This window comes from Gelidibacter maritimus (assembly GCF_014062315.1).
Lineage (GTDB): Bacteria > Bacteroidota > Bacteroidia > Flavobacteriales > Flavobacteriaceae > Gelidibacter > Gelidibacter maritimus.
Genome location: NZ_JACGLT010000001.1, coordinates 49641 through 62375 on the forward strand (window position 1 = coordinate 49641; position 12735 = coordinate 62375).

At 36.0% G+C, this 12735-nt stretch carries 12 protein-coding genes; 3 read left to right on the forward strand and 9 right to left on the reverse strand.

Going from position 1 to position 12735, the window contains the following annotated elements; all coding sequences use genetic code 11:
• Positions 1-2 precede the first annotated feature (2 nt).
• The 3 genes from coaE to H3Z82_RS00245 all read left to right on the forward strand — a co-directional run bounded on the left by coaE (position 3) and on the right by H3Z82_RS00245 (position 2953).
• Positions 3-596 carry a dephospho-CoA kinase gene (gene coaE / locus H3Z82_RS00235; protein ID WP_182201870.1) on the forward strand — a complete coding sequence of 198 codons (594 nt, stop codon included), beginning with the start codon at positions 3-5 and terminating at the stop codon, positions 594-596.
• A 65-nt stretch (positions 597-661) separates the two neighbouring features.
• Positions 662-2239 (forward strand): sensor histidine kinase, encoded by a 1578-nt coding sequence (locus H3Z82_RS00240; protein ID WP_317172382.1) that lies wholly within the window; start codon positions 662-664, stop codon positions 2237-2239.
• Positions 2240-2242: 3 nt separating this feature from the next.
• Positions 2243-2953: a response regulator transcription factor gene (locus H3Z82_RS00245; protein WP_182201871.1), complete on the forward strand. Its 711-nt coding sequence runs from the start codon at positions 2243-2245 to the stop codon at positions 2951-2953.
• Positions 2954-3070: 117 nt separating this feature from the next.
• On the opposite strand, the gene H3Z82_RS00250 is transcribed toward H3Z82_RS00245, so the two are convergent.
• The 9 genes from H3Z82_RS00250 to H3Z82_RS00290 form a co-directional block, all read right to left on the reverse strand.
• Entirely contained in the window at positions 3071-3262 is a 192-nt protein-coding gene (locus H3Z82_RS00250) for a cold-shock protein (RefSeq protein WP_182201872.1), read from the reverse strand.
• Positions 3263-3377: 115 nt separating this feature from the next.
• Positions 3378-4283, reverse strand: a complete 906-nt coding sequence (gene miaA, locus H3Z82_RS00255; RefSeq protein ID WP_182201873.1) for a tRNA (adenosine(37)-N6)-dimethylallyltransferase MiaA — start codon at positions 4281-4283, stop codon at positions 3378-3380.
• A 24-nt stretch (positions 4284-4307) separates the two neighbouring features.
• A complete protein-coding gene (locus H3Z82_RS00260; protein ID WP_182201874.1) occupies positions 4308-5171 on the reverse strand; it encodes an ion transporter in 864 nt (287 codons plus the stop codon).
• A 25-nt stretch (positions 5172-5196) separates the two neighbouring features.
• Positions 5197-7152 carry a DUF3857 domain-containing protein gene (locus tag H3Z82_RS00265; RefSeq protein ID WP_182201875.1) on the reverse strand — a complete coding sequence of 652 codons (1956 nt, stop codon included), beginning with the start codon at positions 7150-7152 and terminating at the stop codon, positions 5197-5199.
• Complete coding sequence (locus H3Z82_RS00270) at positions 7149-8516, reverse strand: exonuclease domain-containing protein (protein WP_182202252.1); 1368 nt, start codon at positions 8514-8516, stop codon at positions 7149-7151. The genes H3Z82_RS00265 and H3Z82_RS00270 overlap by 4 nt, the downstream gene beginning before the upstream one ends.
• Before the next feature lie 52 nt (positions 8517-8568).
• Positions 8569-9234: a YggS family pyridoxal phosphate-dependent enzyme gene (locus H3Z82_RS00275; RefSeq protein WP_182201876.1), complete on the reverse strand. Its 666-nt coding sequence runs from the start codon at positions 9232-9234 to the stop codon at positions 8569-8571.
• 59 nt (positions 9235-9293) lie between these two features.
• Positions 9294-10532 carry a DUF1015 domain-containing protein gene (locus H3Z82_RS00280; RefSeq protein ID WP_182201877.1) on the reverse strand — a complete coding sequence of 413 codons (1239 nt, stop codon included), beginning with the start codon at positions 10530-10532 and terminating at the stop codon, positions 9294-9296.
• Positions 10533-10684: 152 nt separating this feature from the next.
• Complete coding sequence (locus H3Z82_RS00285) at positions 10685-11572, reverse strand: 3-hydroxyacyl-CoA dehydrogenase family protein (RefSeq protein ID WP_182201878.1); 888 nt, start codon at positions 11570-11572, stop codon at positions 10685-10687.
• Positions 11573-11737: 165 nt separating this feature from the next.
• Entirely contained in the window at positions 11738-12697 is a 960-nt protein-coding gene (locus H3Z82_RS00290; protein ID WP_182201879.1) for a Gfo/Idh/MocA family protein, read from the reverse strand.
• Positions 12698-12735: the final 38 nt, after the last annotated feature.

Here is a 12735-nt window from a genome sequence, read left to right on the forward strand (position 1 = left end):
TTATGAAAATCGTCGGAATAACAGGTGGAATTGGGAGTGGTAAAACCACCGTTGCAAAAATGTTTCAAGATTTGGGCGTGCCCTTGTATATTGCTGATGATAGAGCGAAGGTATTGATGAATACTTCTGACATAATAAAATCGAAGCTTACACAATTATTTGGAGAGCAGGCTTATAAAGATAATAAGCTTAACCGACCGTTTTTAGCATCTAAAATTTTTGAAAACGCCGACCTCTTAAAGCAAATGAATGCTATTGTACATCCTGAAGTGGGCGCTGACTTTGAGCAGTGGAAAAACAAACAGGACGCCGCATACGTGTTAAAAGAAGCCGCTATTATTTTTGAGAACAACTTGGCAGATCAATACGATTTTATTATCACTGTAGTTGCAGATTTGGACCAACGCATAGCCCGAGTTATGAAAAGAGATGATACTACCGAAGCCAAGGTCATGGCCATTGTCAAGAACCAGTTATCAGATGAGCAAAAGGTAAAGCAATCAGATTTTGTGATTAAAAATCACGATTTAGATGAAACCGAGCGTCAAGTGTTAGATATTCATCAGCAATTGCTTAAAACCGTGGACAAAAAATAATCTTCATATTTTGTTAAGGTAAGGTTAAAGCAAGTGACTCCTAAATGTTAAAATGTTAAATTTGGATGATGGGCAGAAAGCTATTCATTTTGTTGGTTGTTCTGATGAGTTTGTCGCTCATAGGCATAATTTTCGTTCAAATATATTTCATTGACAACAGTCTAACTAACGAAAAAAAGCAGTTTACACTGAACGTTAAACGTTCTTTGAGCAATGTTCGTAATCTTATAGAAGATAGGGAGTTTAAGTTGTACAGTAGTAAATATCAGGAAATGCTAAGTAGTGGCAAAAGTCCTGATACAACTAATATTAAAGGAATTCTGTTATATAGTTATGACGATGTTTCCAATGAAACAACAATCTATCAAAACGGCATTCTTGAAGAAAGTTTTAAAGTGCCATCATTGTTCTTTGACATTGGCGGTTTAGATAGTTTAAACATCAGTCGCGTTAGCAATCAAAAGGAAATCAGAGTATTTAAAGAGAGTTCCATTGATAATCAAGTTCATATTACCCCAGAAAAAACGGTGATGCAGTACACTGAATTAGATGATATGGGAAAGAAAATCTTTGAAACTGCCTACCGAGACTTGTTTAAAAATTATCCTATTTACAAAAGAGCATCTGTAGCAGATCTGTCTGCATTTTTGACAAAACAATTCAACGAAAATGGGATTGAGATTGATTTTGAATTTGCCATTTATGATAAAGACTTGGCTACAAAAGTACAATCTGATAATTTCGAATTGGATCCCGAAAGCACTTATGGTATACCAATGTTTCTGGATAATAATAATGAAAGCGATTTCAATCTGTATGTCAATTTCCCGGAACGACAAAAGTTTTTATGGTCTTCCATTTTAACTATGACGGTATTGTCCATAATATTCACGATTATTATCATTTTAGCCTATACAAATGCTATTTATCAAATTATAAGACAACGGCAGATATCACAAATTAAAACGGATTTCATCAATAATATGACGCATGAGTTCAAAACGCCAATCGCCACAATCAATTTGGCTTTGGATGCGATGAAAAATCCTAAAATGATTGACGATAAAGAAAAGACCAGGCGTTATTTGAAGATGATTAAAGATGAAAACAAACGGATGCACGCTCAGGTTGAAAACGTGCTCAGGATATCTAAACTGGAAAAGAACGAACTTAATATTAGTAAGGATAGGGTTAAGCTTCACGACTTAATTAAAGATGCCATCATGCATGTTGAATTGATTGTAGAAGATAGACAGGGGTATGTCAAAACCCATTTGAATGCTGAAAAATCATCAGTTTTGGCCAATGACACCCATTTTACTAATGTTTTGGTAAATATTCTTGACAATGCTATCAAATATTCTGATGACGCGCCGAGAATTGATGTCACTACAGAAAATGTAGGAAATAATATAATATTGAAAATTGCCGATCACGGTAATGGAATGACAAAACAGGTTCAAAAGAAAGTTTTTGAAAAGTTTTATAGAGAACACACGGGTAATGTGCATAACGTTAAAGGGCATGGTTTAGGTTTAGCCTATGTAAAACGTATGGTTGAAGATCACCAAGGCCATGTGTCCGTTGAAAGTGAAAAAGGAAAAGGTAGCACTTTTATAATTAAACTACCATTAATATCATAAATTATGGAAGAACAGAACAAAAAGATTTTATTAGTAGAAGACGATCCGAATTTTGGTACCGTCCTAAAGGATTACCTTAACATGAATGACTATGATGTGGTTCATGCTAAAAATGGAATGGAAGGCTTTGAGAAATTTAAAAAGGACGATTTTGACCTTTGTATTTTGGATGTCATGATGCCTTATAAAGATGGGTTTACTTTAGCCAAGGAGATCAGAGAAAAAAATAGTGATGTACCTATTATTTTCCTGACTGCAAAAGCCATGAAAGAAGACGTGCTCAAAGGTTATAAAGTTGGTGCAGATGATTATCTGAACAAACCATTTGACAGTGAGGTGCTACTCATGAAGATCAAGGCTATTATTCAGCGCAAGGCAACAGACTCCGTGGCAGATAGCAAACAGTTTGAATTTAAGATCGGTAATTTTGATTTGAATTCTAAACTACGATTCTTAAAGTTCAAGGATGAACCGGCAATTAAATTGTCTCCTAAAGAAAACGAATTGTTGCGTTTGTTGGCCTTACATGAAAATGATTTAATGCCCAGAGAATTGGCCCTAACTAAGATATGGAGAGATGATAACTACTTTACATCAAGAAGTATGGATGTCTATATCGCTAAATTAAGAAAATACTTAAGACCAGATGAAACCGTTGAAATTTTAAATATTCACGGTGAAGGCTTTAGGCTGGTCGTCAATCAAGACGATTAATTCCTATTAGCTGATTGTAATAATTTCGTGTCCGAAGTTATTGAATTAGGTCCGTGTGAGATACAAAAAAAGCCCATCGATAAGATGGGCTTTTGTTTTAAAAAATTGAAACGAAAATTATATAACTCTTACGTTTACTGCGTTTAAACCTTTCTTTCCTTCTGTTAAATCAAATTCTACAGCATCACCTTCGCGAATTTCATCGATCAATCCAGAAATGTGTACAAAATGTTCTTTGTTGTTGTCGTCTTCAGTGATGAAACCAAAACCTTTAGTGTCATTGAAGAATTTTACGGTACCTTTGTTCATAATAATAATTAATGTTATTTAAGCCGCAAAGGTAGAATTAATTAATTGATAAATAGAGCTTTTAATTTTTTATTTTTATTTTTTTATTTTTTCAATATTGATAATGAGATTGTTATCATATAATACTTTTAATTTTTTCTAAAATATTAGATATTGGTGTTTGATAATCAAACCAAATGATATCTTCTTTTTTTCTGAACCAAGTCATTTGTCTCTTGGCATATCTTCTTGAGTTTTTTTTGATTTCGGATATGGCAAAATCAAGCGGCCATTCGCCATTCAAGAACTTGAACAACTCACTATAACCCACTGTGTTTAACGCATTCATGTGCTGATGATGGGCGAGTGATCTTACTTCGTCCAATAAACCTGCATCCATCATCAAATCCACTCTTTTGTTAATACGTTCGTAAATGGTGGCTCTTTCCGCTGTTAATCCAATGGTAGTGGTTTTAAAATCTCTGCTATTTTTGGGTTTATTTAGAAATGAGGAGTAGGGCTTGCCGCTACCTATTGAAATTTCTAGGGCTCTAATCACCCGACGCGGATTTTCAATAGAAATGCTGTCATAAGCTACTGGGTCTAATGTTTTGAGTTTATCTTGTAAAGACACCATGCCTTCTTTTGCCAGCGTATCATTTAATTGTTTTCTTACTGAAGGGTCTACTTTAGGGAAATCATCCAGCCCCTTCGTGATGGCATCGATATAAAGACCTGAACCGCCTACCATCACCAGGATGTTGTGATCTTTAAAAAGTGTATTTAAAGTCTGAAGCGCTTCTTTCTCAAAAGCTCCAACATTATAATCATCCAAAACCGATTTATGATGAATAAAGTGATGTGGTGCTGCATTGAGTTCATCTTTTGTGGGCGCAGCCGTACCAATTTGCATTTCTTTATAGAACTGCCTTGAATCTGCAGATAAGATATGCGTTTTAAATTGTTGGGCAATATGAATGCTTAATGCGGTTTTTCCTATCGCGGTTGGGCCAACAATACTAATGAGATGTTTCTGATTCAAGGAAATTACTTTTTTAATAAATATTTACGAATAGTCGCTCAACGAATGCCCACAATTATAACAATATTTAGCGTGATCCTTGTGTCTTTCTGCGGAACAGTTGGGGCATGACTCCGTGTTTAAATCCACTGCTGGAGGTGTTGGTACACCTGTGGATCTACCTTTATTTTGTTGGACATATTCGGCAGAAACGATTCCCGTTGGTACCGCAATGATACCATAACCCAAAATCATAATAAATGAAGCTATAAACTGCCCAAAGGGTGTTACCGGCGTAATATCTCCAAATCCAACTGTGGTCAAGGTTACAATACACCAATACACACTCACTGGGATACTGGTAAAGCCGCTTGCCTCACCTTCAACCAAATACATTAAAGTTCCAAAAATGATACTTACGATAAACACTGCAAATAAAAACACTAAAATTTTTGGTCGACTTGCCTTTAATGAATTTGCGAGCATATTGGAGGCGCCAAGATAGCGCGCTAACTTTAAAATTCTGAAGACACGTAAAAGTCGTAACGCTCTCAGCGCGATAAATACTTGTGTTCCAATAAATATTAATGAGATATATTTGGGAATGGTTGATAAAAAATCAACAATGCCATAAAAACTAAAAATGTATTTGAATGGTTTTTTTACAGCAATAATCCTTAAAATATACTCTATTGTAAAAACAATCGTAATGATCCATTCGGCAATATCCAGAAAATTATGATAACGCGCATCAAAGCTTTTAATACTCTCAAGCATGACAAAAATGATACTCGCAATAATGGCAATCAGAAGTATAACATCAAATAGTCTCCCATTAGGCGTGTCGGCTTCATAGATGATTCGATGAAGTTTGGCTTTCCAACTTTTATTGGGATGTTTATCGTGCATAAGATCAAAAGTACTAAAAGATTGGTTATATTTTCTTTAATACAACCAATGAATTTGACTGGACGTCCAAGACCTTGTCAACATAGGCCTTTAATATATTATAGTAGTCTGGACTATATAAACTTTCATTAAAATTCAATCTGAAGAAAAGCATTAATTTCTGTTCATTCAAACTTGTATTTATAATAAGTTGCCCACTATTGTTCGGTAATTTGGCGAGAATTTCTTCAGGTTTCTCTATAAGCTCATAGGTGTCCCCAAGATCAATTTGAATACTATAGAGATAGCTTTTTTTATAACCAAAATCTATAGGGTAGGTGCGTTGCTGTAGCTTAAATGGATTATTTTCAAAAATTCGAAAAATAAAGGGATTTATATAAACCATGTCATTGCCAGTGTTATCGGTACTTTTTTCAATACGATAGGTTTCAGAAAATCCTTTGGCATTTCTTTCTGTATCTTGGACCTCATGGTGGCTAATTTTATAATCAGACTGTAAATCTGCAATATGATCTTTATAAGTGCTCTTATTTCTAAAAAATGCCTTCCTTTTATTCAATGCATCGTAACCCATATGTTTTGCTTTTACTTTTCCTGTAACGCTATCATTCTCAATTTTTAAATCGACTTGATATTGAATGCCTGAAAAAATATTGGTACCAATGGGAATCCATTCGCTACCCAATTTAAAATCAAGTAAACGGCCATATTGGTTTAAGCATCTAAAGGGCAATTCGCCAAAGTTCAGATAAGGATCTGTAGCATCTAACAGATAAGTTTTGCCGTCAATGGATGCTTGAACAATCATATAGTTGAACTCAGAAATTACAGGGAATAACTGAGTAGGCAATCCGTTATCTCTTGTGGATAGCAATATAGGTTTGACAGAAATATCGTGTTCTTCAAGAAGATTATGTAGTAAAATATTGATCTCCGAGACTTTTCCCGATTTCGATTTAATAAGGTTTTTTACGGACACATCATTAAATATCTTGTATTCCCCATTCCATACATAAGTGTCTTGTACATACTTGTAGATATCCTTTGCAACGCTCAAAGTATTTTTTGGGTCGGTGAGCATATTTGCCACTTCAGCTTTTTGTGATGTACTTTTGCCAATTTGTCTACCGATATTTGCATCCGTCTTAAGCTCTTTATCGGCGTCTTTCCAAGTTTTTGTAATATTGTTTACGGTGCCATCAAAGCCTTTGAAAACTTTGAGTTCATATTCAATTCGAGAGAGGTAATTTTTCTTTGTAGTCATGAAATCTTCCGCAATAAAAGCTGGAATATTGGTCATGATGTAGGTTGTATTGGCGCAGTCTGCCGCAGAGTTTCTAGGACCACTCAAACAATTTTTAACCACCGTCGATTCTTCTTTATCTAGTTTTTGGTCACCAACAAGTTTAATATTGTATTCATAATTGCCTGGTATACTTGTATTATATTCACTGTATATTTTAGGAATCTCATCTTGAAATTCCCACGGATAATACTTATAAACAAAAGGGGACTCCAAGACATAGCTGTAGGTCAACACCGAACCTTCTTGGATATTTGGTAACGTGAATTTTACAATCGTGTACTTTTCATTATAGATTTCTTCAAAAATGTCATCGGACTTTAACTCACTTTTAATGACTTCACCATTTTCGATATTGTAGGTGGTAGCAAAAATTTGCGATACTTTTTCCTTGCGCTTGCCGTCGTTAAAAAGATAAATTTTAGCTGTTGCCCATTCGAATCCATTCCTATTTAAAATTTTGATCTTTCTCCTGATCTCCGTTTTAAGTGCATAATTCCCCTTATCAAAAAAGCTGTTGCCTTGTTCATAAATAATTAGTGCGTTGGCTGTAGAATCTGTATTAAAAGTGTGTGTTGAAATATCATTTCTACTAACTGTAAATGAATCGGAATTAAAAGATGTTTGACTAAATGAGAGTGCAGTTATAAGCAGGGTGATGAGGTAGATATGTTTCATTTATTGAGCTCAATGATTTTAACCTGTTTGTTTTTTCTTAAATAATTTTGGATGATATGCTCCACTTCCTTATTGTTTTCCATTGGTGTTATAATAGAGTCCAATACTGTTTTATTGGTTATTTGAAAGTTGAGGTCATAGTAGCCCAAACCTTTAAAAACACCATTCTCAATAAGTATAACACTGCGCTCATCAAGTGTTCGTCCTTTATCAATTATGAGCAAATTTTTGTCTTTATAATTGCTCCTAAGAATTAGCTCTTCGATGCGCAGATTATAGTCGGTGGGACTTTCTATGTTTGCACAGGCGCCGTTACATTCGTGTATGTGATATTTAAAACACGTGGTTTTGGAAGGGTCCAAGCCTACCAATTTTGGACATAGCTTATCTTTTTCTATAGCCTTTATCAGAAACTGCTTGCCACTTTGGTAATTTGAAAACGTAGTAATGGCTTTCTTACGACCATCTGCATTTTCAATTTTTAGGTTGATATATCCATTTTCGTCCGTAAATTGATACAAGGCGTGCGTGAAAATAGGCTTTCTCCGTGTTCGGTTAAACGAGGGTTTATTCAATTTTATTTCTGCATGCTCTTTGAGGAAAGCTATGAGTTCATTACCAGTAACTTCATAGGTCACGGCAGCAACCTGTTTTTGCATTTTTATTGATTTGGGATTCGTACTTGTAAAATGCTGATTGACCCTATTTCTGATATTCTTGCCTTTGTCTATGTAAATGATTTTGCCGTAAGTATTGTGAAAATAAAAAACTCCGGTTCGCGATGGCAAATCTGCAATTATTGATTTGAGGTTAGTTGCCATTTCATATTTGGGCTCGGCTTTAACTGCGTCCTGAATAATATGCTTATTAAGATCTTTGGCCAACAGCATCTTGAACAATTTAACTGTTGCAATAGCATCTCCTGAAGCCCGGTGTCTATCACCTACCGGAATGCCTAATGCGCTTGTAAGTTTGCCTAAACTATAAGACTCCTGCTCTGGCATGATTTCTTGCGCTAGTGCCACGGTACATAAGGTTTTACGTTTAAACTCAAAGCCCAGCCTGCTAAATTCAGTACGTAAAATACGGTAGTCAAATTCAGAGTTATGGGCTACAATAATACAATCCTCTGTTATTTCAACAATGCGTTTTGCAACCTCATAAAATTTAGGAGCTGTCCGTAACATTTTGCTGTTTATTCCGGTTAAATTGACTACAAAGGGTTGAATTTCCCGTTCTGGATTGACAAGACTAATGAATTGATCAATAACGGCATGCCCGTCAAATTTGTAGATAGCTATTTCAGTGATACCTTCTTCATTGAACTTGCCACCCGTGGTCTCTATGTCTAATATTGCGTAAATAATATATGTTGTTTAAATGTGAGGTTAAGTTGTTTAAGACTACGACTGATCATTAATAATTTCTTTCGCCAAAAATACGACTTCCAACTCTAATCATGTTACTTCCACAGGTAATAGCCAATTCATAATCGCCACTCATGCCCATGCTTATGGTTTTTAAATTGCAGTTTTCAGTAGGTAATGCTTTCAGTTCATCAAAAGATGTTTTCAAATTTTTGAACTCCTGCTCAATTTGACCTTCATCGTCGGTAAAAGTAGCCATTCCCATAACGCCTATAATACAAACATTCTTAAGTTCTGAAAATTCGGAAGATTGCAGAATTTCTTGAGCCTCCTTTGACGACATCCCAAATTTGGAGTCTTCTTCCGCAATCTTTATCTGAAGTAAACAATTAATGGTCCGATCATTTCGTTTTGCCTGTTTGTCAATCTCTCGTAATAATCTAAGACTATCAACGCCATGAATAAGACTGACAAATGGTGCCATGTGCTTGACCTTGTTGCGTTGAACATTTCCAATCATATGCCATTCAATGTCTTTAGGCAATTGTGCTTCCTTTTCAACCATTTCCTGGATTTTGTTCTCACCAAAAACACGATGCCCTGTGTTGTAGGCTTCCATGATTTCATCAATAGACTTGGTTTTTGTAACAGCTACCAGGGTAACGTGTTCTGGCAGTTCTGATTTAATATGCTTAAGATTTTCTTGTATATCCATTTAATTTTGATATTATGTGTTATGCTGTTCTAAACAATCATTTAACAACAGCTTAATGATTAAAATTCATAAATTGTAATCCCACTCCTTAGTTTGGGCTCAATAAAGGTACTCTTTGGCGGCATTTTCAGACCATCATCTGCAATAGCTTTCATCTCGGCAATGGAGACTGGCATCATGCCAAACCCAACTTTATACGCGCCGTTATCTACGGCATTTTTCATAGATATGATGTCGTCTTTACCATTAATATAGCCAATTCTTTTATCGTTTCTTAAATCATGAATCCCTAAAATAGGCTCTAAAATGGATTTATACAAAATTTGAGTACCCAAAGCGTCCAAGGAAGACTCCGTTTTATAAACGGTTTTTCTTAAGTGAAGCGAATAAAATTCACCATCCAGATACATACTAAAATGATGCGTCTTGGTTGGCTTGTAGGGCGTATGGCCTCTATTTTCTATACGATAAACCATGTCTAGTTGAATTAAAAACTCCTCTTTGGTCAATCCGTTCAAATCTTTGATGACCCGATGAAATTCATGAATTTGTAAATTGGATTGAGGAATGAGATAACTCATGAAAAAGTTGTAAGGTTCGTTGCCTGTATGTGAAGGATTATTGGTTTTTAGATCCTTGTATAGCAAATAAGAAGATGCTGATCTGTGATGGCCATCGGCAATATAGATAGTTTCCATTTGTTGGAACTCATGCTGTATGCTTCTTAATTGTTCTTTATTCTCAATTTTCCATAACAAATGAGTGTCTCTGTAGGTTGTGGTAAATTCAAATTCAGCACGCTCTTTCTGAACCACTTTTATTATTTGCGCAATTACATCATTGTCAGGATAGGTGAGGAGTACTGGTTCGGCGTTAAAACCAACAGTTTTTAAATATTCTTTGAAAACAACCTCCCGATGTGCTATGGTGTCTTCGTGTTTTTTAATGATGTCCTTTTCATAATCTTCAGCGCTGGTAGCGGCAATAACACCATTAAAAACCTTCCGATCTCTATCGGTAATTTGATAGATATAATAACATGGCTGATCATCTTGAATAAAGATGGCATCCTCCTTAAATTCCAAATATCTGTTTCTGACAAGATTATAACGTGCTTCACCGGAGATTTCCTTGTCGTATTTGTAACCCGGATTCACGATATGCAAAAATGAAAATGGATTGTCCCTTAATCGCGACTCACGCTGTTGAAGCGTATAGCTTTGATAGGATCGTGCCGCGACCAAACTCACTTTATCTCGTGTTGGTCTTACAGCTTTGAATGGGATGATATTGGCCATTTGTTTTCAATTTTCAATTTCAAATCTGCAGTCTTCAGTCGAGCAATCTTTTCAGATCAGTTTTGGATTTAATAAACTTTAATCACAATACTGCGCATTTTGACTTCTTGTCCATAACTTTTTGCTGAGGACTTATTACCGAGGACTGGAGACTACAAAAACTGCTCCGCTACCGTTTCCGCTTTTCTGCTTTCAGAATAATCATAAAACCCTTCTCCAGATTTGATGCCTAATTTTCCAGCTCTTACCATATTTACCAGCAATGGGCATGGTGCGTATTTTGGGTTTTTAAAGCCATCATACATGACATTTAAAATGGAAAGGCATACGTCCAAGCCAATAAAATCGGCCAATTGTAATGGTCCCATAGGGTGGGCCATACCAAGTTTCATTACCGTATCTATCTCTGCAACACCGGCAACTCCATTGTACAGGGTTTCAATAGATTCATTGAGCATTGGCATCAATATTCGGTTGGCTACAAATCCGGGATAATCGTTCACCTCAACCGGGTCTTTCCCTAAAGTTTTGGAAAGCTCCATAATGATCTTGGTTACTTCATCACTCGTATTATAGCCGCGAATAATTTCCACCAACTTCATAATTGGCACAGGGTTCATAAAATGCATCCCAATAACTTGGTTTGGTCGCGTGGTGGCAGCAGCAATCTGAGTGATGGAAATTGAGGACGTATTGGTGGCCAATATGGTTTCTTTGGAACAAATAGTGTCCAATTGCTTGAAGATCTTAAGTTTTAAATCGAGGTTCTCGGTAGCGGCTTCCACAACGAGGTCGGCGGTTTTAACACCTTCCGACATATCGGTAAATGTCTCAATATTACTCAGGGTTTGCTGTTTCTCAGCTTCGGTAATTCGTTCCTTAGACACCATTCTATCCAAATTTTTTGTAATGGTTTCTAATCCTTTTTTGAGTGAATCTTCACTAATATCAATTAATTGGACCTTAAAGCCACTTTGAGCAAATGTATGCGCAATGCCATTGCCCATGGTTCCTGCTCCAATTACAGCTATATTTTTCATTGAAATATTGTTTTGTTCTCCGTCTTCTTGTAGGTATTGAGAAAGACAGAAAGGTTGAACTTGTATGGTTAAACGTTTTATGTAAACTACTTTCTAAGCGTCTGAAAATGAGTGCAAGTCAAAATTGGCCATGTTTAGCATAATTAATTCAGATTCCCAACAGAATCAAAACTGATTAATAATCATGGTGGCTACGCGTAAAGCTTCGGTGCCATCGTGTAGTGTGACAATTGGCTTTGTATCATTATTTATGGCATCTGCAAAAGATTCCAATTCGTCCAAAATGGCATTATTAGAGGAAATTTCGGGATTGTCAAAATAAATTTGCTTTTTTACACCTTCTGCGTTTTGCAGAATCATATCAAAATCTCCAGGATTTAGTGGGGCATCTTTCATTTTAACAACTTCACATTTCTTCTCTAAAAAATCGACTGAGATATAAGCGTCCTTTTGAAAGAATCGTGTTTTACGCATGTTTTTCAAGGAGATTCTACTTGCGGTTAAGTTTGCCACACACCCATTCACAAACTCAATACGAGCGTTGGCTATATCTGGTGTTTCACTAATAACCGAAACGCCGCTTGCGGAAATATTCTTCACTTTAGAATTCACCACACTCAAAATAATGTCAATATCATGAATCATCAAATCCAAAACAACTGGCACATCGGTACCTCGCGGATTGAATTCTGCCAATCTATGACTTTCTATAAACATAGGTTTGTGAATCTGATCTCTGACTGCCTTAAATGCAGGGTTGAAACGTTCTACATGCCCTACTTGACCTTTCACATTATTTTGTGCTACAAGAGCTCGGATGGTTTCAGCCTCCTCAACGGTATTGGTAATGGGCTTTTCAATAAAGATGTGTTTGCCTTTAGAGATGGCTAATTTTGCACACTCATAATGAGACAGAGTGGGCGTAACAATAGAAACGACATCAACCGCATTGACGAGGGCTTCGATGGTTTCAAAATACTTATATCCAAATTCTGTTTCAATTTTTTTGGCGTTGGCCTCATCGGCATCATAAAATCCCACTAAGTCGAACTTATCAGATTGCTTTAAGAGGCGCAAATGAATCTTACCAAGATGACCAGCACCAAGAACTCCAGCTTTTAACATAGACAATACGTTTTATACAAAAATAGCTTTTTTTTAAG